Source organism: Sphingomonas melonis, from assembly GCF_013409985.1.
GTDB classification, from domain to species: domain Bacteria; phylum Pseudomonadota; class Alphaproteobacteria; order Sphingomonadales; family Sphingomonadaceae; genus Sphingomonas; species Sphingomonas melonis_A.
Map to the genome: position 1 here is coordinate 292,942 of NZ_JACCBY010000003.1, position 23,075 is coordinate 316,016.

The following is a 23,075-nucleotide window of genomic DNA, read 5'->3' on the forward strand; positions in this document are numbered from 1 at the left end:
CATGGATATGGAAGACGAGATCGACGCCAGCCGCGCGCCGTTGCTCGACCATCTCATCGAACTGCGTCGGCGCCTGCTATACTGTATCGCAGCCGTGGTCGTGGCGTTCGGCGTCAGTTACTGGTTCGCGGAGGACATCTTCGGCTTTCTGGTCCAGCCGTTGCTGCATGCCGGGCAGAAGACGGTCATCTACACCCAGCTTTTCGAGGCCTTCCTCGTCAAGGTGAAGGTCGCCTTCTTTGCGGCGATGATGATCGCCTTTCCGATCATCGCCAACCAATTGTGGCAATTCGTCGCGCCCGGTCTGTATCGTCAGGAAAAGCGTGCCTTGCTGCCGTTTCTGCTGGCGACGCCGCTGCTCTTCATATCGGGTGCCGCGCTCGCTTATTACATGGCGATACCGATGGCGCTGCACTTCCTGCTCGGTTTCCAGGGCGACGTAGGCGGTGTCCACCAACAGGCGCTTCCCGCGATCGGCAATTACCTATCGATCGTCATGCAGTTCCTGTTTGCGTTCGGGCTCGCCTTCCTGCTGCCGGTGCTGCTGATGCTGCTCGAACGGGCCGGGATCGTCACCCGCAAGCAGCTCATTGGTGCACGCCGGTATGCCATCGTCGGCGCAACCGCGATCGCCGCAGTGCTGACGCCGCCGGACCTGATGAGCCAGGTGCTGCTCGCCGTGCCGCTGATCCTGCTCTACGAAATCGCCATCATCGGCATCTGGTTCACCGAGCGCAAGCGCTCGAAGAATGCCGCTAGCGAAGTGGTCAAAGCCTGATCTTTCCTGTGACGGAGCGGCTCGGCGCCAAATGGGCGTTTGACGAACTGCTGCTCACGCCATGGCACAGACACAAAAAAGCCCCCGCCCGTGAGGGCGGAGGCTTTCCCAACCACGTGAGGTGGAAGCTTACTTGGCGTCGTCGGCGGTCTTGGCGACGGTGCTGCCGGCCGACTTCACGTCCTTGCCGACGCCTTCGACCGTGTTGCACGCGCTGACCATGAGCGCGCCTGCGACGACGACCAATCCGAGAACCTTACGCATAGAACCTCCTGGGCTTGAATAGCGCTAGGGGAATGATCGGGCGGCGCATTCGTTCCGGAAGCGGAACTCTTTGCCCGCGCGGGGCGCGCTATCGCTGAAATGAGTAAGGCCCGGAAGCAATCACCGGGGGGGGGAGGGTGAGTGCTTCCGGGCCTATGTCGTGGACCGCGAGAGCGGGGGGGCATAAAGTCGCGATCCGTATTGCATAACCCGACCCCGGATTGTTGGTTCCGTGCAAATACGGTGGGTGGAGAAATTATTTTCGGTCAGTCGCGCCCGAGCACCGCAATGGCGATTTCATACGCGCCGGTCATCGGATCGTGGTGCAGCGGTGCCCGCAGCTGCCGCGACAATCCCTCGATCACCCGGCCGTAGCGCGTCGACAGCAGCGTCTCGAGCGTCTCGCTGGCAACGAAGGCGCGCGAGACGACGCGCAGCTTCGCCTTCTTGTCGTCGTCGCCCGGCTTCACCGCGACGCGGATCTGTGCGGCGCGGTCGCAGTTCATCGCCAGCTCGATCGTCTCGGTGACGAGGAACGCCACCGCGACCGCCACATCCTGGTTGACCAGATAGGGATCGACGTCGAGCGCGATCGCCAGGCTGGTCGCGCCCTCGGGTGCGGTGGCGCGGATATTGGAGGCCAGTTCGCCGATCACCGCCCGCAGGTTGAGGCCGCGATTGTCCTCCATCTCGGCGAAATGGTTGCGGTGGACCACCGCCAGCGCATCGACCCGGCGCTGGATCGATGCATAGGCGGCCGTCGCGTCCGGGCTCGGCGCGCCGCGCGCATGGAAGTTGATCAGGCTGGAGATGACCTGCAGGTTGTTCTTAACGCGGTGATGAACCTCGCGCGTCAGCTTGGTCTGCCGCACCACCGCCTCGGCGAGGCCGGCCTCGTGCAGCGCGACCGTGCGGCTGATCGCGCGGAAGGTGTCGCCGAGTTCGCGGATCTCCTGCGCGGGCAGCGGCCCGAGCTGGCCCGGATCGATCACCTCGCCGGGCGTGTAGGAGGCGACGCTGGCACGCAGCAGGCGCAACGGCCGGATCAGCAGCCGGTCGACGATGAACCATGCCAGCCCCGCAGCCGCCGCCCACATCAGCAGCGGCAACGTCAGCGCGACGAGGAAGGAGGAGGTGATCGGCGCGCTGCGCGTGCTGGTCCGCAGCGTCAGCCCGCCAAGGCCGAGGTCCGTCTCGACGGTTTCGACGCGGTCGAGCGGCCCGAGGTCGGGAATGCTCGCCAGTTCGAGCGAGTTGCCGTCATGCACCAGCGCGCTGGCGAGCGGCACCGCGCGGCTGGTCGGCGTCGCGAGGCGCGCCAGGAAGGTGCGCGGGAAGAACACGCGTGCGCTGGGGCCGCGGCGGGGGCCGGCAACCGACAGGATCAGGCCCTTGTCGGGTACGATCGCCGCGCCGACGGCGGTGCTGGTGTCGATCGCCACGTCGGTGTCGAACGGCTCGCCGCACAGCAGCCGGCCGTTATGGTCGACGATCGAGAAGCGGGTGCCGGTGGTGGCCTGTTGCGCGAACACGCCCTGCGCGCGGGCGCAACTCGGGGCGTCGCCGGCATCCGCCTGCAACGCGTTCACCGCGACCCGAAGCGCGGTCATATCGCCGATCAGTTCGATGGCGATGCTGCGCGCGCTCTCGTTGGCGGCGATGCGAAGCCGCGCACGCGCTTCCGCGTCCGCCGTCCTGCCGGTCTGCAACGTCGCGCCGATCGCGATCAGCGCGAGCAGCAGCAGCGCAACACTGAGCATGATGAACAGCTTGGCACCGGTGGGCAGGCGCGAAAGCGCCGACACCGGGGCCATCGCCGCACGTCGTGTGGATGATGCGGCGGCGTGGGGTGTGGCCATGCCCTCTGCTAGGCGAGCTTGTTCAACAGGTCGAGCATTTCGTCAGGAACGCTTTCATCAATCGTCCGCTGGTACGCGGAGCGAAGAGCCGCGCCCATGTCGCGATCCTTGCTCTGGACCTTGGCAGGAGACTTTTTGGAAGACGTCTTCTTGTCCTTGTCGCTGGGCAGTTCCAACATGTCCCCCTGGGTGACCCGGTCGTGCCGGGCAATCGACGCACAACGAACGGGAGCCGCAATTCAGAGCGGCTGACCCATTCAATCGGCGATGAAACCAAATTGGCCCTCGATGGTTCCATCGTGGCGCGAAATTTCCGCAGGTCCCTGGGGCCGGCCGGGTTCTTCGACAAACATCGTTGCAAAGCGGCGGGCGCCCGCACAGATCAGGCGTCCGTTCGATATCTCAGGTCCCGGTATCCGGGCAGTTCTTCAGGGAGTGATCACCACCCATGTCGCTTGGACAGCAACTCGCACCGCATCTTCCCTTCCTGCGGCGCTATGGCCGGGCCCTGACCGGCAGCCAGCAGCAGGGCGACAAATATGTCCGCGCCACGCTCGAAGCGATCGTCGCGGCACCCGATCAGTTTCCGCGCGACGTCGATCCGCGCCTCGGCCTGTACCGCATGTTCCAGGGCATCTGGTCGTCGGCCAATTCGGATGGCGAGGAGCAGACCTCGCCGAGCGACGCCGAAGGCACCGAGGCCGTCGCCCGCGCCCGCCTCGCCCGCATGACTCCGCTGTCGCGCCAGGCGCTGCTGCTCACCGCGATGGAGGGCTTCACCCCCGAGGACGCGGCCTATCTGATCGACGTCGACACCAGCGAGGTCGAATCCCTGGTGTCGGAAGCGCTGGCCGAGATCGAGAAGCAGACCCGCGCGCGGGTGCTGATCATCGAGGACGAGCCGATCATCGCGATGGATATCGAGACGATCGTCCGCGATCTCGGCCATGAGGTGACCGGCGTCGCCGTCACCCGCGACGAGGCGGTGGCGCTGGCGATGGAGGATCGTCCCGGCCTCGTGCTCGCCGACATCCAGCTCGCCGACGACAGTTCGGGGATCGATGCGGTCAAGGACATCCTGGCCGAGTTCGAAGTGCCGGTGATCTTCATCACCGCATTCCCGGAGCGTCTGCTCACCGGCGAGCGGCCGGAGCCGACCTTCCTGATTACGAAGCCGTTCCAGCGTTCGACGGTCAAGGCGGCGATCAGCCAGGCGCTGTTCTTCGACGAGGCGACGATCCCCAACGCGGTCGCGTGACCCGTACCGGCGCGGCGGCCCGAGGGGCGCCGCGCCGGCATCGACTTACCACCGCAGGCCCAAGAAAGTTACGGACCCAAAACGGACGTCAGGTGTTTGACGCACATGGCTGATCAGAACGAACCCGTCCATGTCACCACCACCGAGGCGCGGGCGGGCTCGACTCCGGGCGTCACCCGATATGTGCTGGGTGTGTCGCTGGTCCTGATCATCGCGATCTTCGCCTTTCTGATCCTGCGATAACACGGCTCACCCCGTCTCACTGGCATTTGCCGGCGCGGACCCTTATCTTGCTGCTCGAGGCGGCGATGATGTCCCCGGCTTTGAACGGAATTGCATGACCCAGCCCGCTACGCGTGATGACGAATACGAAGACGACGACGCTCCCGTGGCGCCGGTCGAGCACGTTGCGCTGTCCGATCCGGAATTCAAGAAGCAGCTGGCGCAGGTCATTCCGCATCTGCGCGCCTTCGGCCGGTCGCTGTCCGGCAGCCGTGATCTCGCCGACGACCTCGTGCAGGAAACGCTGCTGAAGGCGTGGGCGGCGCGGCAGCGTTTCCAGGCCGGCACAAACATGCGCGCTTGGACCTTCATCATCCTGCGCAACCTCTATCTGTCGCAGATGCGCCGCGCGCGGTTCAAGGGCGAGTGGGACGATCTCGTCGCCGACCGCATCCTCGCGGCGCCGGCCAGCCAAGATCGCCATGTCGAACTCGGCGACATGCAGCGCGCCTTGCTCCACCTGCCGCAGCCGCAGCGCGAGGCGTTGATCCTGGTCGGCGCTGGCGGCTTCGCCTATGAAGAGGCTGCGGAAATCTGTCAGGTCGCGGTTGGTACGATCAAGAGCCGCGTCGCGCGTGGCCGCGTCGCGCTCGAGACGATCCTCAGCGAGGGCTCGCTGCCGTCGCGGCGCGAGCATGAGACCGACGTCAACAAGACCGCGCTCGACACGATCATGGGCGAAGTGGACGAACTCAGCCGCGGGCATTGATCCGCCGCGGGTGGTCCGCTCCTTTATTTAAGCTGTTGCACGGCCTCGCAGAACCTGCGGGGCCGTTTTGTCATGGATCTGCCATCGGCCAGTCACCGCCGTGACGCGTAAAGCCGTCAACGCGCCCTAAGGCCAAGAGCCAAAAGGGAAATCCATGACGATCCGTTCGATGTTGCTGACCGGCGCGACCGCGCTTGCCTTCTGCGTTGCGCACGCCGCCGACGCGCAGACCGTGACACCTGCCGCGCTGCCAGCCGGGGACGGCAGCAGCGCCACGGCGCCGCAGACCGTCGCCGCCGACGATGCGCCCGATGGCGAGATCGTCGTCCGCGGCACCGCGACCCGCTCGGTGACGCAGATCTCCGGCAGCGAGATCCAGAAGATCCTGCCGGGGCTCAGCCCGTTGAAGGCGCTGCAGACCCTGCCCGGCGTGACCTTCCTGACCGCCGATCCCTGGGGCAACAACGAGCAGAACATCTCGCTGTTCATCCATGGCTTCAACGCGCAGCAGCTCGGCTATACGCTCGACGGGGTGCCGCTCGGCGACCAGCAATATGGCAATTACAACGGCCTCAGCCCGCAGCGCGCGATCATCTCCGAAGACGTCGGCCGCGTCGTGCTTGCCTCGGGTGCGGGCGATCTCGGCACCGCCTCGACCAGCAATCTCGGCGGCGCGATCGACACCTTCTCCAGCGACCCGCGCGATGCGTTCGGCATCACGCTGCAACAGGTGGTCGGCAGCTACGACACGTCGCGCACCTATGGCCGGATCGACAGTGGCGATATCGGCTACAATACGCGCTTCTACGTCTCTGGCGTGCGCCACGATGCGCGCGCCTGGGATTTCAACGGCAAGCAGGGCGGCTATCAGGCCGACGGCAAGATCGTCCACGACGACGCCACCGGCAAGCTGACCGCCTTCTTCTCCTATTCGGACAAGACCGAACCCAACGAGGATGCGACCGCGATCGTCGTCCGCCCCGCGACGGCGACCAGCGCCGCGGTCGATAACCGCGGTGTCGCGCCTTATACCCGGCCGTTCTTCTATCCCGACTTTGCCGCGGCCCGCGCCTATTACGGCTCTGCCGAATATGCCGCGGTCAACGCCGCGCCCGGGTCCAACTACCGCAATTACTACAGCGACGCGCAGCGCACCGACTATCTCGGCTACGTCAAATACGACTGGCACGCCGCGCCCGGCCTGACCTGGTCGAACCAGGCCTATTTCCACCATAACGACGGCGTCGGCGTGGTCGCCGGGCCTATCACCGCGGCGGGGCTGCCGCTGCTCTTCTCCTTCTATTATCCCGGCGCGGCGGGCAGCAATCCCAACTCGGCGGCCAATCTGGCGCGGCTCAGCACGATCTTCGGGGGATCGGGGCTGGCGACGCGCACCACCGAATATCGCATCGATCGCGTCGGTGCGATCTCGACCCTGGTCGCGCAGATCGGCAACCATAATGTCGAGATCGGCGGCTGGTACGAGCATCAGAGTTCGTCGGCCTATCGCCGCTGGTACGCGCTCGACGTCAACGATCCCTCCTCGCCCTATACCCGCCCGCTCGACGAGGCGCAGCCGCTGATCACCCAATATGGCAGCGAGATTCGCGTCGAGGAGATCCAGACGCATATCCAGGATGCGTGGCAGATCGTGCCGAGCGTGACGCTGCAGGCCGGCTTCAAGAGCACCTTCCAGAAGGCGCGGCAGACGATGCCGGTCCAGCCGATCCCCGGCTCGTTCACCGGCTCGCGCGAATTCCCGGTCGGCCGGCTCAACACCAACAAGGTGTTCCTGCCGCAGGTCGGCGGCCTGTGGGACGTCACCGGCCACGAGCAATTGTTCTTCAACGTCCAGCAGAACATCCGCCAGTTCCAGACCAGCGCCGCCGCCGGCCTGTCGCCGTTCGCGCTCGGCAGCCAGACGCTGTTTGAATTCTTCAAGGACAATACCAAGCCCGAGACGAGCTGGACCTATGAGGCGGGCGCCCGCACCCGCCGCACGCTCGACGCCGGCCCGCTGACGGGCTTCGAGGGGCAGATCAGTTATTATCACGTCGACTTCAGCAACCGCCTGCTCGCGGTCAGCCCGACCGCGACGATCACCGCGATCCAGAGCGGCGCGCCGATCATCAACAACGTCGGCAGCGTTCGGACCGACGGCGTCGACATCGCCGGCACTTTCCGCTTTGGCGACGTATTCACGCTGTACAATGCGCTGTCGTACAACAATTCGCGCTACAGCGACGATTATCTGACCGGCGCCGGCGCCGCGCAGACGACCGTCCCCACCGCGGGCAAGAAGGTGCCAGGCTCGCCCGACTGGCTCAACAAGACGGTGGCGACGCTGCGCACCGATGGCGTCGAGGTGCAGTTGATCGGCGATTACATCGGCCGCCGCTACGCGACCTATACCAACGATCTCAGCGTGAACGGCTATCTGCAACTGTCCGGGCGGATCGGCTTCGACATGCCGCTGAGCGGGCGGGGGATCGCCAAGACGCTCAACGTCAGCGTCAACGTCACCAATCTGACCAACAAGCGCGCGGAATCGACGCTCAGCATCGGCGCCGCCTCGGGCACCTACAATTTCTTCCCCGTCGCGCCGCGGCAGGTGTTCGCGACGATCCGCGCCGGATTCTGATCGGCGGCGGTGTTGACCCGGCCCCGCGCCGACAGGTACAGAGAGGACGGGCGGTCCGTGCAGGGCCGCCCTTTCTCGTTTCGAGATGAGGAGATGCCCCGTGACCATTACCGCGCTGATGCCCGTCTATCCACGGTGCGGGGTGCGTCCGGTCCGAGGTGAGGGCTGCTATCTCATCAGCGAGGACGGCAGCCGCTATCTCGACATGGCCGCCGGCATTGCCGTTAACGCGCTCGGCCACGGCCATCCGCATCTGGTCAAGACGATCGCGGACCAGGCGGCGACGCTGATGCACGTCAGCAACCTCTACGGCTCACCGCAGGGCGAGGCGCTCGCCGAGCGGATCGTCGCCAACAGCTTCGCCGACACCGTCTTCTTCACCAATTCCGGCGCCGAGGCGATCGAATGCGCGATCAAGACCGCGCGCCGCTTCCATTATGCCGCGGGCAATCCGCAGCGTACCAAGATCATCACCTTCAACAACGCGTTCCATGGGCGGACGATGGGGGCGATCTCGGCGACCAACCAGCCCAAGATGCGCGACGGCTTCGAACCGCTGCTGCCGGGGTTCGCCTATGCGCCGTTCAACGATCTCGACGCCGCGCTGGCGCTGATCGACGACACCACCGCCGGCTTTATGGTCGAGACGATCCAGGGCGAGGGCGGCGTGTCGGTCGGCACGCCGGAGTTCATCACCGGCCTGCGCCGGGCCTGCGACGAGCACGGCCTGCTGCTGATCCTCGACGAGGTCCAGTGCGGCTATGGTCGGACCGGCAAGATGTGGGCGTATGAGCATTACGGCATCACGCCCGACATTATGGCGGTCGCCAAGGGCATCGGCGCGGGCTTTCCGCTCGGCGCGTGCCTCGCCACCGAGGCTGCGGCGGCGGGCATGGTGATCGGTACGCATGGTTCGACCTATGGCGGCAACCCGCTGGCAATGGCGGCGGGGCAGGCGGTGCTCGACGTGATGCTGGCCGACGGCTTCCTCGCGCACGTCGAGGCGATGGGCGAGCGGTTGCGCAGCGCGCTCGAACAGCTGATCCCCAACCACGATCACATCTTCGAGAGCGTCCGCGGCAAGGGGCTGATGCTCGGCCTCAAGCTCAAGGCCGGCGTCGAACCGCGTGAGTTCGTCGCCCATGCCCGTGACAACCACGGGCTGCTGCTGGTCGCGGCGGGCGAGAACGTCGTGCGTATCCTGCCGCCGCTGGTGATCGAGGACGCCCACGTCGCCGAATGTATCGACAAGCTGAGCGCCGCCGCGCGGGTCTTCGTGCCCGCCAGCGACGATTGATCTAGTCCTCCCCCGCCAGGGGGAGGGGGACCGGCGCAGCCGGTGGAGGGGGACGGCGGGCGGCTTTCCGGGGAAACGCCCCCGCCACCGCGGCGTGATCGCCGCGATCACCCATCCCGCTGCGCGAGGGAGGACGAGAATGCGCCATTTCCTGAACCTGTCCGATGCCGGCGCCGATGGCGTCGCCGCGATGCTCGCCGACGCGATCGACCGCAAGGCGGCGCGTGCCGGCTTGCCCAAGGGGCGCGTCGACGCGGACGCGCCGCTCGCCGGCCATGTGCTGGCGATGATCTTCGAGAAGAACTCGACCCGCACCCGCGTCAGCTTCGACATGGCGATCCGGCAGCTGGGCGGCAGCTCGATTGTCATGGATGCCGGCGCGATGCAGCTCGGCCGCGGCGAGAGCATCGCCGACACCGCGCGCGTGCTGTCGGGCTATGTCGACGCGATCATGATCCGCACCGACGACCATGCGAAGGTCGAGGACATGGCCCGCTACGCCAGCGTACCCGTCATCAACGGCCTCACCGACCAGTCGCATCCCTGCCAGATCATGGCCGACCTCCAGACGATCCTTGAGGATGGCAAGGCGCTGCCCGGGCTCAAGCTGGCGTGGCTCGGCGACGGCAACAACGTGCTCGCCTCGCTGATCGAGGCCGGCGGGCTGATGCAGTTCGACGTCACCGCCGCCTGTCCGCAGGGGTTCATGCCCGACGATGCGGACGTCGCGCGCGGGCAGGGGCGCGCCCGCGTCGTCGCCTCGCCCCGCGAAGCCGTAGAGGGTGCCGACGTGATCGTCACCGATACCTGGATCTCGATGGGCCAGGCGCATGCGGAAACCAAGCTCGCCGCGATGATGCCCTATCAGGTCGACGAGGCGCTGATGGCGCACGCCAAGCCCGATGCGCGCTTCCTCCACTGCCTGCCCGCGCATCGCGGCGAGGAGGTGGTCGACGCCGTCATCGACGGCCCGCAGTCGCTGATCTGGCAGGAGGCGGAAAACCGCCTCCACGCGCAGAAAGCGGTGCTCCGCTGGGTCTTCGGACAGATCGGCTGAACCAAGCGGGGAGCGCGGGTAAACGGCTATTTCCCGCTGCTCCGTCGCCGACTTTCCGGTGCTCCGTCGGCGGCGCTAGGCCGGATCGATCACCCCAATTCCGTCCCTGCCGGGGGAGGGCGATCGCCTATGGCCGCGGTGGTGAGGTTCGATCGCCATCCTCCTCATATCCGTCACCCCGGACCTGTTCCGGGGCCACCGGGCCGCAAGGGAACGGCATCCCATCAAGCCTTTCTCCTCGCCGCAGAGTGGACCCCGGAACAAGTCCGGGGTGACGGGGTGACGGGGTGGGATTAGACGGGATCGACACTCCCCCAATTCCTCCCCCGCAAGGGGGAGGTGGCGCGCCCGAAGGGCGTGACGGAGGGGGAGGTAAGCGATGCCTTCGTTGGCGTGTTCTTTCCCTCCGTCATGCCACAGCACCCGGTTACACCTGCTCCCGGCATATGCTGGACTGCCGGTCGGCGCTCCCCGGCGGGCCAGGAGTTTTCTCCAGAACTCGAATCCCAATCCCGCCGCAAGCTGCGGAGCCGGAAGGTTGACCACCATCGTTCCGCATCCCATTTCCCCCCGATGCAACAATCCCCTGATATCGATCGCGCGCTCGGGTTCGCGATCCCCTCCCGTTCGGCACGCGGGCGTGTCGTGCGGCTTGGGCCGACGCTCGACGCGGTGCTCGCCGCCCACGCTTATCCGCCGGCCATCGAGGCGTTGCTCGCCGAGGCGCTGACCTTGGCCGCGCTGATCGGTTCGACGCTCAAGGACCCGACGGCGCAGCTCACCATGCAGACGCGCACCGAAAACGGCGTCGTCCAGCTGCTCGTCTGCGATTATCGCGGCGGCGAGGTGCGCGGCTATATCGATTACGACGCCGATAAACTCGCCACGACGCCCGAGCAGCCGACGTTGTTCGCGCTGTTCGGCCAGGGCTATCTCGCGATCACCTTCGACCTCGCCGCGACCGGCGAACGCTATCAGGGTATCGTCCCGCTCGACGGCGAGACGCTGGCCGAGGCGGCGCAGAGCTATTTCGTCCAGTCGGAGCAGATCCCCAGCCTCGTCCGCGTCGGCATCGCCCGTGACGGGGATCGCACGATCGCCGGCGGCCTGTTCCTCCAGCATCTGCCCGAGGGGGAGGTCGGCCGCGAGCGGCTGCACACCCGGCTCGACCATCCCGAATGGGAGCATGTCGAGGCGCTCGGCCAGACGATGGGCGCCGACGAACTCGCCGACCCGGCGCTCTCGCTTGAGACGCTGGTCTGGCGGCTGTTCAACGAGGAACCCGACGTGCGCGTGCTCGCCTCGACGCCATTGGTGCGCGGCTGTCGCTGCACCGGCGATTATATCGCCAGCGTCCTCGCCAAATTCTCGCTGGAGGAGCGGCGTGAGATGGCGGACGACGACGGCTTCATCCAGGTCGATTGCGCCTTCTGCGCGACGAAATTCCCGGTCGCCGCCGAGGCCGATCCGGTCGCCTGACCGCCCGGCGCAAGCTGCAGGGATCGCGCGCTTTAATCTCCCTTTAAGGTCCGCGCGCTAGGGAAACGTGGTGCCTGTTCATGACCGGCACGCTTTTCTCCCAGAGAAGCGGACGCTTCTCTCTCCTTCAAAGGGCCGCCTTATCCGCGGCCCTTTTCTTTTGGGCCACTTTGGCCTAGCGCCGCGGGGATCATGACCATGCAAACCGAGGCCCCCCTGGCCGTCGTGCTCGTCTCCGGCGGGCTCGATTCGATGATCTCCGCCGCCAGCGCGCGCGAGGCCGGCTATCGCCTGCTCGCCCTGTCGATCGACTATAACCAGCGCCACCGCGTCGAACTGGCCGCGGCGCGGCGCGTCGCGACGACGCTCGGCGCCGAACGGCATATCGTGCTGCCGCTCGATCTGTCGGCATTCGGCGGCTCGGCGCTCACCGCCGATATCGACGTGCCCAAGGACGGCGTCGGCGAGGGGATTCCGGTCACCTACGTGCCGGCGCGCAACACCATCTTCCTCAGCCTCGCGCTGGGTTGGGCCGAAGCGGCGGGCGCGCGCGATCTGTTCATCGGCGTCAATGCGCTCGATTATTCCGGCTATCCCGATTGCCGCCCGGAGTTCATCCAGGCGTTCGAGGGGCTGGCGGAGATCGCCACCAAGGCGGGGGTCGAGGGCGAGCCGTTCAAGATCCACGCGCCGCTCCAGCATATGACCAAGGCCGATATCGTCCGCGAGGGAAGGCGGCTCGGCGTCGACATGGGGCTCAGCTGGTCGTGCTACGATCCGGCGCCGGGCGGGGTCCACTGCGGCACCTGCGACAGCTGCCGGCTGCGCTCCAAGGGATTCGAGGACGCGGGTATTCCCGATCCGACGGTCTACGCCGTCCGGCCCTGAGCGGATGAGCTACGCGGTCAAGGAGATGTTCCTCACCCTGCAGGGCGAGGGCGTGAACGCCGGCCGGCGTGCGGTGTTCGTGCGCTTTGCCGGTTGCAACCTGTGGAGCGGGCGCGAGCAGGATCGCGCCACCGCCGTCTGCCGGTTCTGCGATACCGATTTCGTCGGCGTCGACGGGCTGGGTGGCGGCAAGTTCGCCGATGCCGCGGCGCTGGTCGCGGCCGTCGAGGCGTTCTGGGGCGCGGGGCAGGGGGAGCGGTTCGTCGTCCTCACCGGCGGCGAGCCGATGTTGCAGATCGACGATGCGCTGGTCGACGCGCTGCACGGCGTCGGCTTCCGCATCGCGATCGAGACCAACGGCACGCTGCCGGTGCATCCGGGGATCGACTGGGTCTGCGTCAGCCCCAAGGCCGGCAGCGTCGTCGTGCAGCGGTCGGGCGACGAGTTGAAACTGGTTTGGCCCCAGGCCGGCACCGACATTGCCGAGATCGAACGTTGGGATTTCGCCAACCGCCTGTTGCAGCCGATGGACGACGCGCGCGGCACCGTCAATATCGAAGCGGCGATCGCGGTGGTGATGGAGCGGCCGCAATGGCGGCTGTCGCTACAGACGCACAAGCTGCTCGGGCTGCGCTGACGCCCCGCGGAGGGCGGGGCGATTGTATGTAAGCGTGTTCATGGGTTTGTCGTCTGCCAGGCCCACCCCGTCCCCCGGACGTGATCGAGACCGCTGCGAAGCCCCCATCTCCGGCGAAGCATCCCAGTGCTCCTGCGAAAGCAGGAGCCTAGGGCCAAGCAAAACAACGTCGTACGGCGCTCGGGACTCCAGTGCTCCTGCTTTCGCAGGAGCACTGGGGCAGGTTCGCAGATGTCTCGAACACGTCCAATGTAACGGGGTGAGCGCGGTAGGCGACCGCCCCATGCAGGCCGCCATAGGCGATCAGCCCTCCCGCCCGCGGGCCGGCGTTACCGCTGCGCAGTCTCCGTGGCCGTCACCGTCGGCGCCACCGCAGCGGTGGCTGCGGCGGGCACCGACGCGGTCCCGGTCGGGCGCGCCGGCGGCCAGGTGAAGGCGCCGCACTTCTTGGTGACCCATTCGCCCTTCTTGTTCCAGCAGATCGCATCGAGGCGCGGCTGCGACGCATAGTCGCGACCCAGATAACGCTGGAAATGCTGCTCGCCATAGGGCGTCAGGCTGTTGCGCAGCTCGCGGACGCGATCCATCGCAAAGGTGCCGAAGCCGCCCCGCGGCACGAAGGTCGCGTCGCGACCGATGCCGCTCGCCGTCTGGCAAAAGCCGAATTGCGCGGCGACGGTCGCATAGCCGGAATAGGTCCGCGTACCGAACTGGTCGAGCGCCGCCTGGCCGAGCTTGGGCGCCTTGTTGACGCGCATGAAATATTTGGTGAGCGTGTCGAACGAGTTCTTCAACTCGGCCTCATGATCCTTCAGCACCGCGTTATAATTCGGGACGGTGAGCAGCGTCGGCTCGAACTGGCATTGCAGCGCCGCGACGTTGAGCGCCGCACGAACGCTCCACGCCATCGCGGCACGCAGTTCCGCCTCGGTCGCCCCGGGCAGCGGCTGGCCCAGGCCATCCTCATGCCCCTTCACCGCCTCGCCGCGGAAGTCATGCGAGCGCAGGAAGAACTGGGCTGAAGCAGGCGCGGCCGCCGTCAGGCAGATCGCCGCGCCGCCAAGCATCAGCGCGGTACGCAACACGGTCATCTCTTCGTCATCCTCACCGAACGGGCATTGTCGGGCGAATCTAGACGGTTTCGCGATCGGACCCAATCCCCGATCGACAAGCGCGAGAATAAAATCCGATGAAATGCGACGGGGCGTTGCACCCAAAGAAAAGGCCGCCCGGTTGCCCGAGCGGCCGTTTCACTGTCGTAACAACCTGACGGTTGATTACATGGCGTTGGTGGTCGCCGTGTCGTTCGACATCATGGTGTCGTTCGACATCATCGTGTCGTTCGCCATCATGCCACCGTTCGACGCGCCGTCGACGGCGGTCATGTTGTCGCTCATGGTGCCCATGTCGTCGGTGGTGTTCATGTCGGTGACCATCGTGTTGTCGGTGGTCGTCTCGGTCTTCGGGCCACAGGCCGAAACCGCGAGAGCGGCGCCGGCGATCAGCGAGCCGGTCAGGACCTTGGAGATGAGTGCACGCATTGGAAGCTCCCTAGAATAGGATTTGGACGGCTTGCTGGCCCTTTAATACCCAAATCGCAGTGGACATTAATCGCATAACGCCCAGCCCTCAAGCCTCGAATTCCGTCCGGCGCGTTTATGCCGGACAGGACAGAGAGTGGAGGAATGCCGGAGCGCTCAACGCAAGGGCGGCATCGAAAGTTGCCAGGCTGCTGTCACGCCCCAGTTCCGCCAGGCTGGTGACCGGAAACTCCGGGAGGCCGCACGGCACGATACCGCCGAAATGCGTCAGGTCGGGCGCGACGTTGACCGCCAGGCCGTGCAGCGTGATCCAGCGCCGCACCCGCACACCGATCGCGCCGATCTTGGCTTCCGGCCCGCCGTCGCGCGTCCAGATGCCGACCCGGCCCTCGGCGCGGAACGCATCGACACCCAGTTCGGCGAGTGCGGCGATCACCCAGGCTTCCACCCCGTGGACGAAGCAGCGCACGTCGCGCCCGCGCCTGCCGAGGTCGAGCACCAGATAGACGATCCGCTGCCCCGGCCCGTGATAGGTGTATTTGCCGCCGCGCCCGGTCGCGACGACGGGGAAGCGCGGATCGATCAGGTCGCCGGGCGAGGCGCTGGTGCCGGCGGTATAGATCGGCGGGTGTTCGAGCAGCCAGATCAGCTCGCGCGCCTCGCCGGCGAGCACCGCCGCCGCGCGCGCTTCCATGGTGGCCAGCGCCTCGTCATAGGGGGTCAGGCCCGGCGATACGCGCCATTCGATGCCATCGATCTCGGTCATGGCAGCGCATGTGTGCCAGACGCCCGGCGCTTGCAAGTTGGCGAGTGGCCAAGCCGCGGCGCTTGGGCTAACCGATCGCAAACGCGGGCGAAGGGGTGCCGGATGGTCAAGATGGGCAATGTGTGGGACCGCAGCGCCGAGGTGCTGAACGGCCGCGGCGGGATGCTCGCCGGGATCGCGGCGCTCAGCCTGTACGTGCCGCAACTGGTCAACGCCGCCTGGACCACATTCGCGCCGCCGTCGTCAATGACGACCGCGATGATCGGGCTTGTGATCGTCGTCTCGGCGGCGGTTGTCGCAATCTGGGGCCAGCTCGCGCTGATCGCGGCGTCGCTCGATCCGGCGACCGACCGGCGCGCCGCGATCGCGCAGGCGAATAGCCGTCTTGCTGCCGCGTTGCTGGTCGCGGTCGTGCTCACGATCGTCATCACCATCGCCTTCCTGCCCTCGATCGTGCTGCTGATCCGCGCCGGCTTCGATTATCAGGCGCTGGCCGCTGGCACGCCGATGGCGCCGACGAACCCCGGTGCCGCCGGTCTCGCCGGTCTCTACGCCTTCATGCTCGGGCTGGTGCTGCTGTTCGTCGGTGCGCGGATGCTGCCGCTCTATGCGGTCGTCCTGCACGAGCGGCTGGGCGTCGCCGCGATCGCGCGCTGCTGGCGGCTGACGCGGCGCCATACGTGGCGGCTGGTCGGTGCGGTGCTGTTGTTCGTCGTCGTGCTGATGATCGCCACGTGGGCGGCGCAGATGGTGAGCGGGCTGATCTTCCGTCTCGCGCTCGGCGCGGACGCGCAGAAGACGGTCGCCTTTCTTGCCGCCGCGGTCGGGCAGGCGGTGTCGACCGCGCTGACGCTGGTGGCGATCGTCTTCTCGGCGCAGCTCTATGTCGCGCTGCTCGCGCGCGAGCGGCTGCTCCGCGAGAAGGCGACGCGCGGCGAGGTTCAGGCGTGAGGCTGACGCTTGCCGCCTTGTTGAGCGACGCCTGGGCGATGTTCCGGCGCGATGCGGATCTGCTGCTGCGCATCGCCAGCCTGTTCTTCTTCCTGCCAACCTATGCGCTGCTGCTGCTTACCGCGCCGCTGCCGATGCCGGACGAGCAGATCGCCGACACGCAGGCGCGCGCGCAGGCATGGATGACCGCGCTCGACGGCTGGGTCGGCACCTACGGGCTCGGCTCGGTCGGCGCCTATGCCATCACCTATCTCGGGCTGGCGGTGATCTTCTGCCTGTACCTCGATCCGGAACGGCCAGCATTGGGCGCGGGGATCCAGCGCGCCGCGCGTCGCTTTCCGCGCTTCATCCTGGCGATGATCGTCGTGTCCATCCCGGCGGGCGCGGGCATGTACGTGCTGCTGCTCCCCGGATTGTGGCTGATGAGCCGCCTGATGCTGGCCGGGCCGATCCTGTTCGCCGAGCCGCAACGGGGTGCGATGCAGGCCGTGGGCGCGTCTTGGCGGATGACGCGGCGCGGCCAATTGGGGCTGCTCGGCGCGATCGTGACCATCTACCTCGCCGCGATCCTCGCCGGACAGCCGTTCATGCTGCTGTCGCGCTATCTTGGCGGCGAGGGCGGCGGCAATCCGGTCGGCGTCGCGATCGTCGAGGCGTTCGCCGCCGGCGTCGCGATGCTGACGCAGCTGGCGGGCGGGCTGGTGGCGATCTCGGCCTATCGCCGCCTGTCGGCGATGCCGGCGAAATAGTCGAACCTAGGCCAGATAGGGCACATGCGCGCCGGCCTCGACCGGCAGCAGCCCGATCGCGCGCGGATCGGGGAAGGTTTCGATCGTCCGCCGCACCGCGACGAACCCCTGCGCGCGATAGAAATTGAGCGCCGAGGGATGATCAAGCGTGCAGGTATGCACCCAGACCCGCGTGATGCCCTTGACCCAGGCACGCGCCATCGCCTCCGCCATCAGCCAGCGGCCATGGCCTTTGCCGGCGAGTTCGGGCACCAGCCCGAAATAGGACAGCTCGCACGCCCCCGCATGACGAAAGTCGAGTTCGAGGAAGCCGATCTCGACCCCCGCACGATCGACCGCCGCATAGACCTGCACCTGCGGATCATGGACGATCGCGGTCAGCGCCTCGTCCTCCATCGCCAGCCGCGAATACCACAGCCACGGCCCGCCGACGCGGCGGAACAGCATGCGGTATTTGCCGGGCTCCGGCCGCTCCCAGCGCACCAGCCGCAGCGGCGAGGCGGGCAGGGGGCGCAGCGGCGGCCGCCGCGTCATCTCCAGCGTCGTGACGATCGTCGCCAGTTCGCCGGGCGCGACGGGGGTCAGTCCCATGTCGCCACCGGCGGCAGGCTCATCAGGATCGCATCGATATTGCCGCCGGTCTTCAGCCCGAACAGCGTCCCGCGATCGTAGACGAGGTTGAACTCGGCATAGCGGCCGCGCCACGCGCGCTGCTGCGCGACCTCGGCCGCGCCGAACGGCTCGGCCATCCGCCGTCGGACGAGGCGCGGGTAGACGTCGAGGAATGCCTCGCCGACCGCTTGGGTGAAGGCGAGATTCGCATCGAAGTCGCCTTCGAGATGATCGTAGAAGATGCCGCCGACGCCGCGGTGGACCTGCCGGTGGGGGATATAGAAATAGTCGTCCGCCCAGGCCTTGAAGCGCGGGTAATAGGCCGGGTCGTGCGCGTCGCAGGCTGTCTTGAACGCGGCATGGAAATCGGCAGTATCGTCCTCCACCGGCAGCGGCGGGTTGAGGTCGGCGCCGCCGCCGAACCAGCGCTTGGTCGTGACGAGGAAACGCGTGTTCATATGGACCGCCGGCACATGCGGATTGGCCATATGCGCGACGAGGCTGATCCCCGTCGCGAAAAAGCGCGGGTCGTCGCCGGCGCCGTGGATCGACTTGCCGAATTCGCCGTCGAGCAGGCCCCCGACGGTCGAGACGTTGACGCCCACCTTCTCGAACACCTTGCCCTTCATCACCCCGCGAACGCCGCCGCCGCCGGGCGCGCCGGAGGGATCGGTGCGGTCCCAGGCGATATAGTCGAACGCCGCGTCCGACCCCGCCTCTCGCTCGATCGCCTCGAACGCAGCGCAGATGCGGGTGCGCAGCGATTCGAACCAGCTACGGGCGGCGGTCTGTTCGGCGTCGAGGGTCAGCATGGCGTGCTTGTGACAATCCGGGACAGCGAAGTCGAGCGCTGGTCATCGCGCCACATCGCTGGCAAGTCGTTGCCATGAGCCGATTCACGCGCAAGTCCTTGTTCGCGGCCTGCGCGTGACCGCGGCCAGTTCCGCCTTCGTCTGCGCCATGGTCGCAGCGGCCGGCTATTTCGATCGCGATCCGGTTCATGTCTATCCGGCAGTGCCGCCGGCGGCGCCGATCGCCGTCGTCAACGTGTCGGGCGACATGGGGCTGCGCTTCCTGCTCGGCGCCTCGACCTCGCGCGGCCTGACCGAACAGCACATCCCCGTGGTCGGCATCGCCTCGCCGGCAGTCTTTCGCCAGCGTCGTACCCGTGCCGAGATCGACGCGTTCATCGCCGATGCCGTGCGCACCGGTCTCGCCCGCACCGGCGCGCGGCGCGTCGTCGTGATGGGGCAATCCTATGGCGCGGACATCGTCCAGACCGGCCTTGCCAACCTGCCGACCGACCTGCGGCGGAAGGTGGCGGCGATCATCCTCGTCCTACCCGGCGATTCGGTCTACTTTCGCGCCGACCCCACCGGCTGGTCGTACGGCGACCCGCCCGACAGCGTCGGCGTGACGACCGCTGACACCCTGACCTGGGCGCCGCTCACCTGCATCTACGGCGTCGAGGAAGACGACAGCCTGTGCCCGCTGCTGCACGTTCCGGGCGCGCGGGTCATCGGCATGCCGGGTGGGCATAACATCCACCATGACGACGCGGGGCTGCTTCGGCACGTGCTGACGGCGGTACGGGCGGCGACGGCCTAGTCATGGATTCACGCGAAGGCGCGAAGGCGCGAAGGAGTGGGTTCGCGCAGAGGCGCAGAGACGGTCCATGCGGCGCAGCCTTTCACGCCGGACCAGCCCGATGACCGGACCACGTATGCCGTGACGTGACCCCCCGAACCTCTCTGCGCCTTCGCGCCTTCGCGCCTTCGCGTGAATCACAAGGAAGGAAAGCCACCCGTCTGCCGCAGGGCCTCCGCCGCGACGATCCCCGCCGACACCGACAGATTGAGTGATCGCAGCGGCGGCGCCATCGGGATGACCACGCGCGCATCGGCGCGCGCATGCACGTCCTCCGGCACGCCGGCGCTCTCGCGACCGAACAGCAGCACGTCGCCCGGCGAAAAGGCGAAGGCGGGCAGCGCCGTCGCCCCGCGCGTCGTCGACAGCACCAGCCGGCCGCGCAGCTGCGCGAGGAACGCGGTCCAGTCGGCGTGGCGGGTGATCGAGACGTGGTCGATATAATCCATCGCCGCGCGCGCGACGCGCTTGTCGTCCCATTGGAAGCCCATCGGCTCGATCAGGTCGAGGCCGATGCCGAAACAGGCGCAGGTGCGCATCACCGCGCCGACGTTGCCCGCGATGTCGGGCTGATACAAAGCGATGCGGAGGCCGGTCGTCATGGCGCGGCGTCTTAGCGGCGCGGGCGCACGCGGTAAAATGCTGTTGGCAAAGCGTCGACCCGCCGTCTATCAGTTCACTAGCCCGCCGTGGGGACGGCGAGGTTCGGTGGCGCGGCACGACCGGTTCCTCCGCAATAATGAATGGACGAGGGCAGAGACGAATGGCGACTGACAGCATGGTGCCTCCCGGTGAATCGCCGGAGCCGTTCCACGAGGAAGTCCACGATCCCCGCCGTCGCGATTTCATCAATATCGCTGCCGTATCCTTTGCCGGGGTCGGCGCACTGGCGATCGTCCTGCCGCTCGTCAACCAGATGAACCCGTCGGCCGACGTGCTCGCCCAGTCGACCACCGAGGTCGATCTTGCGAAGATCGCGCCGGGACAGGCGATCAAGTCGCAGTTCCGCAAACAGCCGTTGTTCGTCCGCAACCTCACCCCCGCCGAGATCGCCGAAGCCAACAAGGTCGACGTCGCGAGCCTGCGCGATCCGCAGACGCTCGCCGAGCGGACCAAGCCCGGCAAGGAAAACTGGCTCATCACTTTGGGCGTCTGCACCCATCTCGGCTGCGTGCCGCTCGGTGCGGGCGAGGGCGAGAACAAGGGGCCGTTCGGCGGCTATTTCTGCCCGTGTCACGGCTCCGCCTATGACACCGCGGCGCGCATCCGCCAGGGACCGGCGCCGAAGAACCTCGTCGTGCCCGATTATACGTTCAACTCCGACACCGTCGTCACGGTCGGCTGAGGGAGATCCGGATCATGAGCTTTCCCTGGGCCAAACATTACGAGCCGAAGCAGCCGCTGATGCGCTGGCTGGACGAGAAGCTGCCGCTGCCGCGCCTCGTCTACAACGCCGTCGGTGCCGGCTATCCGGTGCCACGCAACCTGAATTACTTCTGGAATTTCGGCGTGCTCGCCGGTGCCGCGCTGGCGATCCAGATCATCACCGGCGTCGTGCTGGCGATGCATTATGCCGCCAATGCCGGCGTCGCCTTCGGCTCGGTCGAGAGCATCATGCGCGACGTCAACGCCGGCTGGTTCCTGCGCTATGCGCACGCCAATGGCGCGTCGATGTTCCTGCTCGTCGTGTACATCCATATCGGCCGCGGCCTCTATTACGGATCGTACAAGGCGCCGCGCGAGATGGTGTGGCTGCTCGGCGTCGTCATCTTCCTGCTGATGATGGCGACCGCGTTCATGGGCTATGTGCTGCCCTGGGGGCAGATGAGCTTCTGGGGCGCGCAGGTCATCACCGGTTTCTTCTCGGCGATACCCCTGGTCGGCGAGACCATCCGCGTCTGGCTGCTCGGCGGCTTCGCGCCGGACAATGCCGCACTCAACCGCTTCTTCTCGCTCCACTATCTGCTGCCGTTCGTCACTGCGGGCGTCATCATCCTGCACATCTGGGCGCTGCACATTCCGGGATCGAACAACCCGACCGGCGTCGAGGTGAAGGGCGAGCAGGATACCGTGCCGTTCCATCCCTATTACACCGCGAAGGATGCGGTCGGCCTCGGCGTGTTCCTGCTGGTGTTCGCGCTGCTCATCTTCTTCAGCCCGAACATGCTCGGCCACCCCGACAATTATATCGAGGCGAACCCGCTCTCGACGCCGGCGCATATCGTCCCCGAATGGTATTTCCTGCCGTTCTACGCGATCCTCAAGAGCTTCACCGCGGACTTCATCCTGCCGGCGAAGCTGTGGGGCGTGCTGGCGATGTTCGGCTCGATCCTGCTGCTGTTCTTCCTGCCCTGGCTCGACAGTTCGCCGGTGCGCTCAGCCAACTTCCGGCCGAAGTATCGCGCGTTCCTCGCCATCCTGCTGGTCGACGTGCTGGTGCTGGGGTATGTCGGCGGTGCGGAGGCGAATGCGCGCAACGTCATCCTCGGCCAGCTCGCCTCGGCCTATTATTTCGCCCACTTCCTGATCATCCTGCCGTGGGTCGCACGCTCCGAGCGTCCGCGCCCGCTGCCGAATTCGATCACCGAAGCGGTGCTGGCGAAGCATGGCGGCACCAGCCCGGCCAAGACCGCGGCGCACGCCTGAACCGACTGGGGGACAACAGAACATCATGCCTCGCATCATCGCCTCGCTGGTCGGCGCCGCCTTCGTCTTCGTGCTTGCGATCGCGCTCTTCGGCACTGCCAAGACCGCGATCCAGGACCCGGCGCCCGAAAGCGCCGAACACGTCTTCCACCTCCATCCGGAGAACATCCACCTGCCGTCGAACGGCTTCTTCGGGAAGTTCGACAACCAGCAGCTCCAGCGCGGCTTCCAGGTCTACAAGGAGGTCTGCTCGGCCTGCCACAGCCTGAAATACGTCGCCTTCCGCGACCTCACCAAGATCGGCTATTCCGAGCCCGAGGTGAAGGCGATCGCCAACCAATGGGTGATCGAGCAGCCGACGATCAACCCCGAGACGGGTGAGCCGGCGACGCGCAAGAACGTGCCCTCCGACCATTTCCCGTCGCCCTTCGCCAACGAGATCGCGGCGCGTGCGGCGAACAACAATGCGCTGCCGCCTGACCTGTCGCTGATGAGCAAGGCCCGCGAGGATGGCTCCAACTACATCCACGCGCTGCTGACCGGCTATCGCGCGCAGCCGGCCGCGCTGGTCAAGGAGTTCCCGGGATCGAAGACGCCGCCCGGCCTCCATTACAATCCCTATTTCGCCAACCTCAACATCGCGATGCCGCCGCCGCTGACCTCCGACGGTCAGGTGACCTATTCGGACGGCACCAAGGCGACCAAGGACCAGATGGCCCGCGACGTCGCGGCCTTCCTGACCTGGACGGCCGAGCCGAACCTCAACGCGCGTCATGCGGCGGGCGTCGCGGCCGGCATCTTCCTGCTGATCTTCTGCTTCCTCGCCTGGGGCGCGTATCAGAACGTCTGGCGCGACGTGAAGCATTGATCTGACCTGCTCACGAACGGATCGGGGAGGGGGAGCGTCCCGGGACGCTCCCCTTTTTCGTAACCGGCGCCCAAGTCGCGGTAGCGCCGAGGGGAATTTCTTCAAAGGCGCGGGGGGCGTCGCTGACGGCTGAGGAATATGGACGG

Annotated in this window: 25 protein-coding genes; 16 read left to right on the forward strand and 9 right to left on the reverse strand. The window is 66.8% G+C overall.

What is annotated here, in order from left to right; genetic code table 11:
* Position 1: 1 nt before the first annotated feature.
* Complete coding sequence (tatC, locus tag HD841_RS12125; protein ID WP_373563021.1) at positions 2–778, forward strand: twin-arginine translocase subunit TatC; 777 nt, start codon at positions 2–4, stop codon at positions 776–778.
* A 129-nt stretch (positions 779–907) separates the two neighbouring features.
* Here the strand turns inward: tatC and HD841_RS12130 are convergent, their stop codons facing one another.
* The 3 genes from HD841_RS12130 to HD841_RS12140 form a co-directional block, all read right to left on the reverse strand.
* The gene (locus HD841_RS12130; protein ID WP_038662115.1) at positions 908–1,042 is read right to left on the reverse strand and encodes an entericidin A/B family lipoprotein; all 135 of its coding nucleotides are present in this window, start codon (positions 1,040–1,042) and stop codon (positions 908–910) included.
* 266 nt (positions 1,043–1,308) lie between these two features.
* Entirely contained in the window at positions 1,309–2,901 is a 1,593-nt protein-coding gene (locus HD841_RS12135; RefSeq protein ID WP_373563007.1) for a sensor histidine kinase, read from the reverse strand.
* Positions 2,902–2,909: 8 nt separating this feature from the next.
* Entirely contained in the window at positions 2,910–3,077 is a 168-nt protein-coding gene (locus HD841_RS12140; protein ID WP_161773120.1) for a NepR family anti-sigma factor, read from the reverse strand.
* Between the two features lie 272 nt (positions 3,078–3,349).
* Between HD841_RS12140 and HD841_RS12145 the strand changes: the two genes are divergently transcribed.
* The 9 genes from HD841_RS12145 (at position 3,350) to queE (ending at position 13,149) form a co-directional block, all read left to right on the forward strand.
* Positions 3,350–4,159: a response regulator gene (locus tag HD841_RS12145; protein WP_179509137.1), complete on the forward strand. Its 810-nt coding sequence runs from the start codon at positions 3,350–3,352 to the stop codon at positions 4,157–4,159.
* A 105-nt stretch (positions 4,160–4,264) separates the two neighbouring features.
* On the forward strand, positions 4,265–4,402 hold the full coding sequence (locus HD841_RS12150) for a hypothetical protein (RefSeq protein ID WP_179509138.1): 138 nt from the start codon (positions 4,265–4,267) through the stop codon (positions 4,400–4,402).
* Positions 4,403–4,496: 94 nt separating this feature from the next.
* Complete coding sequence (locus HD841_RS12155; protein ID WP_179509139.1) at positions 4,497–5,150, forward strand: sigma-70 family RNA polymerase sigma factor; 654 nt, start codon at positions 4,497–4,499, stop codon at positions 5,148–5,150.
* A 154-nt stretch (positions 5,151–5,304) separates the two neighbouring features.
* Positions 5,305–7,791, forward strand: a complete 2,487-nt coding sequence (locus tag HD841_RS12160) for a TonB-dependent receptor (RefSeq protein ID WP_179509140.1) — start codon at positions 5,305–5,307, stop codon at positions 7,789–7,791.
* A 100-nt stretch (positions 7,792–7,891) separates the two neighbouring features.
* Positions 7,892–9,088 (forward strand): aspartate aminotransferase family protein, encoded by a 1,197-nt coding sequence (locus HD841_RS12165; protein WP_179509141.1) that lies wholly within the window; start codon positions 7,892–7,894, stop codon positions 9,086–9,088.
* Positions 9,089–9,227: 139 nt separating this feature from the next.
* Positions 9,228–10,145: an ornithine carbamoyltransferase gene (gene argF, locus HD841_RS12170; RefSeq protein ID WP_179509142.1), complete on the forward strand. Its 918-nt coding sequence runs from the start codon at positions 9,228–9,230 to the stop codon at positions 10,143–10,145.
* Positions 10,146–10,718: 573 nt separating this feature from the next.
* Positions 10,719–11,624, forward strand: a complete 906-nt coding sequence (hslO, locus tag HD841_RS12175; protein WP_179509143.1) for an Hsp33 family molecular chaperone HslO — start codon at positions 10,719–10,721, stop codon at positions 11,622–11,624.
* 198 nt (positions 11,625–11,822) lie between these two features.
* Entirely contained in the window at positions 11,823–12,512 is a 690-nt protein-coding gene (queC, locus tag HD841_RS12180; RefSeq protein WP_373563008.1) for a 7-cyano-7-deazaguanine synthase QueC, read from the forward strand.
* A 4-nt stretch (positions 12,513–12,516) separates the two neighbouring features.
* A complete protein-coding gene (gene queE, locus HD841_RS12185; protein ID WP_179509145.1) occupies positions 12,517–13,149 on the forward strand; it encodes a 7-carboxy-7-deazaguanine synthase in 633 nt (210 codons plus the stop codon).
* Positions 13,150–13,478: 329 nt separating this feature from the next.
* On the opposite strand, the gene HD841_RS12190 is transcribed toward queE, so the two are convergent.
* From HD841_RS12190 to lipB, 3 genes are all read right to left on the reverse strand, one after another.
* Complete coding sequence (locus HD841_RS12190; protein WP_179509146.1) at positions 13,479–14,240, reverse strand: hypothetical protein; 762 nt, start codon at positions 14,238–14,240, stop codon at positions 13,479–13,481.
* A gap of 186 nt (positions 14,241–14,426) precedes the next feature.
* Positions 14,427–14,690 (reverse strand): hypothetical protein, encoded by a 264-nt coding sequence (locus HD841_RS12195; RefSeq protein ID WP_179509147.1) that lies wholly within the window; start codon positions 14,688–14,690, stop codon positions 14,427–14,429.
* A 115-nt stretch (positions 14,691–14,805) separates the two neighbouring features.
* The gene (gene lipB, locus HD841_RS12200) at positions 14,806–15,456 is read right to left on the reverse strand and encodes a lipoyl(octanoyl) transferase LipB (protein ID WP_179509148.1); all 651 of its coding nucleotides are present in this window, start codon (positions 15,454–15,456) and stop codon (positions 14,806–14,808) included.
* A gap of 102 nt (positions 15,457–15,558) precedes the next feature.
* Between lipB and HD841_RS12205 the strand changes: the two genes are divergently transcribed.
* Together HD841_RS12205 and HD841_RS12210 are read left to right on the forward strand one after the other, a co-directional pair.
* Positions 15,559–16,407 carry a hypothetical protein gene (locus HD841_RS12205; protein ID WP_179509149.1) on the forward strand — a complete coding sequence of 283 codons (849 nt, stop codon included), beginning with the start codon at positions 15,559–15,561 and terminating at the stop codon, positions 16,405–16,407.
* Entirely contained in the window at positions 16,404–17,156 is a 753-nt protein-coding gene (locus HD841_RS12210; RefSeq protein WP_179509150.1) for a hypothetical protein, read from the forward strand. The genes HD841_RS12205 and HD841_RS12210 overlap by 4 nt, the downstream gene beginning before the upstream one ends.
* Before the next feature lie 6 nt (positions 17,157–17,162).
* Here the strand turns inward: HD841_RS12210 and HD841_RS12215 are convergent, their stop codons facing one another.
* Both HD841_RS12215 and hemF read right to left on the reverse strand, forming a co-directional pair.
* Complete coding sequence (locus HD841_RS12215; protein ID WP_179509151.1) at positions 17,163–17,747, reverse strand: GNAT family N-acetyltransferase; 585 nt, start codon at positions 17,745–17,747, stop codon at positions 17,163–17,165.
* Positions 17,738–18,580 (reverse strand): oxygen-dependent coproporphyrinogen oxidase, encoded by an 843-nt coding sequence (gene hemF, locus HD841_RS12220; RefSeq protein ID WP_179509152.1) that lies wholly within the window; start codon positions 18,578–18,580, stop codon positions 17,738–17,740. The genes HD841_RS12215 and hemF overlap by 10 nt, the downstream gene beginning before the upstream one ends.
* A gap of 115 nt (positions 18,581–18,695) precedes the next feature.
* On the opposite strand from hemF, the gene HD841_RS12225 reads away from it, so the two are divergent.
* Positions 18,696–19,376, forward strand: coding sequence for an AcvB/VirJ family lysyl-phosphatidylglycerol hydrolase (locus tag HD841_RS12225; protein ID WP_373563009.1), 681 nt, complete (start codon positions 18,696–18,698; stop codon positions 19,374–19,376).
* A gap of 176 nt (positions 19,377–19,552) precedes the next feature.
* Here the strand turns inward: HD841_RS12225 and HD841_RS12230 are convergent, their stop codons facing one another.
* The gene (locus HD841_RS12230; protein WP_179509153.1) at positions 19,553–20,017 is read right to left on the reverse strand and encodes a tRNA (cytidine(34)-2'-O)-methyltransferase; all 465 of its coding nucleotides are present in this window, start codon (positions 20,015–20,017) and stop codon (positions 19,553–19,555) included.
* Between the two features lie 176 nt (positions 20,018–20,193).
* Here HD841_RS12230 and petA point away from each other — a divergent pair, with 176 nt between their 5' ends.
* The 3 genes from petA to HD841_RS12245 are packed head-to-tail and all read left to right on the forward strand — an operon-like array spanning position 20,194 to position 22,929.
* Positions 20,194–20,760, forward strand: coding sequence for a ubiquinol-cytochrome c reductase iron-sulfur subunit (gene petA / locus HD841_RS12235; protein WP_179509407.1), 567 nt, complete (start codon positions 20,194–20,196; stop codon positions 20,758–20,760).
* A 14-nt stretch (positions 20,761–20,774) separates the two neighbouring features.
* The gene (locus HD841_RS12240) at positions 20,775–22,061 is read left to right on the forward strand and encodes a cytochrome b (protein WP_179509154.1); all 1,287 of its coding nucleotides are present in this window, start codon (positions 20,775–20,777) and stop codon (positions 22,059–22,061) included.
* A 25-nt stretch (positions 22,062–22,086) separates the two neighbouring features.
* Positions 22,087–22,929 (forward strand): cytochrome c1, encoded by an 843-nt coding sequence (locus tag HD841_RS12245; protein WP_179509155.1) that lies wholly within the window; start codon positions 22,087–22,089, stop codon positions 22,927–22,929.
* Positions 22,930–23,075 lie beyond the last annotated feature (146 nt).

Bases quoted from the DNA above. Each gene is read 5' to 3' on its own strand.
- tatC (WP_373563021.1), top strand. From the start codon at position 2: ATGGATATGGAAGACGAGATCGACGCCAGCCGCGCGCCGTTGCTCGAC.
- HD841_RS12130 (WP_038662115.1), bottom strand. From the start codon at position 1,042: ATGCGTAAGGTTCTCGGATTGGTCGTCGTCGCAGGCGCGCTCATGGTC.
- HD841_RS12135 (WP_373563007.1), bottom strand. From the start codon at position 2,901: ATGGCCACACCCCACGCCGCCGCATCATCCACACGACGTGCGGCGATG.
- HD841_RS12145 (WP_179509137.1), top strand. From the start codon at position 3,350: ATGTCGCTTGGACAGCAACTCGCACCGCATCTTCCCTTCCTGCGGCGC.
- HD841_RS12150 (WP_179509138.1), top strand. From the start codon at position 4,265: ATGGCTGATCAGAACGAACCCGTCCATGTCACCACCACCGAGGCGCGG.
- HD841_RS12155 (WP_179509139.1), top strand. From the start codon at position 4,497: ATGACCCAGCCCGCTACGCGTGATGACGAATACGAAGACGACGACGCT.
- HD841_RS12160 (WP_179509140.1), top strand. From the start codon at position 5,305: ATGACGATCCGTTCGATGTTGCTGACCGGCGCGACCGCGCTTGCCTTC.
- argF (WP_179509142.1), top strand. From the start codon at position 9,228: ATGCGCCATTTCCTGAACCTGTCCGATGCCGGCGCCGATGGCGTCGCC.
- hslO (WP_179509143.1), top strand. From the start codon at position 10,719: ATGCAACAATCCCCTGATATCGATCGCGCGCTCGGGTTCGCGATCCCC.
- queC (WP_373563008.1), top strand. From the start codon at position 11,823: ATGCAAACCGAGGCCCCCCTGGCCGTCGTGCTCGTCTCCGGCGGGCTC.
- queE (WP_179509145.1), top strand. From the start codon at position 12,517: ATGAGCTACGCGGTCAAGGAGATGTTCCTCACCCTGCAGGGCGAGGGC.
- HD841_RS12190 (WP_179509146.1), bottom strand. From the start codon at position 14,240: ATGACCGTGTTGCGTACCGCGCTGATGCTTGGCGGCGCGGCGATCTGC.
- HD841_RS12195 (WP_179509147.1), bottom strand. From the start codon at position 14,690: ATGCGTGCACTCATCTCCAAGGTCCTGACCGGCTCGCTGATCGCCGGC.
- lipB (WP_179509148.1), bottom strand. From the start codon at position 15,456: ATGACCGAGATCGATGGCATCGAATGGCGCGTATCGCCGGGCCTGACC.
- HD841_RS12205 (WP_179509149.1), top strand. From the start codon at position 15,559: ATGGTCAAGATGGGCAATGTGTGGGACCGCAGCGCCGAGGTGCTGAAC.
- HD841_RS12215 (WP_179509151.1), bottom strand. From the start codon at position 17,747: ATGGGACTGACCCCCGTCGCGCCCGGCGAACTGGCGACGATCGTCACG.
- hemF (WP_179509152.1), bottom strand. From the start codon at position 18,580: ATGCTGACCCTCGACGCCGAACAGACCGCCGCCCGTAGCTGGTTCGAA.
- HD841_RS12230 (WP_179509153.1), bottom strand. From the start codon at position 20,017: ATGACGACCGGCCTCCGCATCGCTTTGTATCAGCCCGACATCGCGGGC.
- petA (WP_179509407.1), top strand. From the start codon at position 20,194: ATGGTGCCTCCCGGTGAATCGCCGGAGCCGTTCCACGAGGAAGTCCAC.
- HD841_RS12240 (WP_179509154.1), top strand. From the start codon at position 20,775: ATGAGCTTTCCCTGGGCCAAACATTACGAGCCGAAGCAGCCGCTGATG.
- HD841_RS12245 (WP_179509155.1), top strand. From the start codon at position 22,087: ATGCCTCGCATCATCGCCTCGCTGGTCGGCGCCGCCTTCGTCTTCGTG.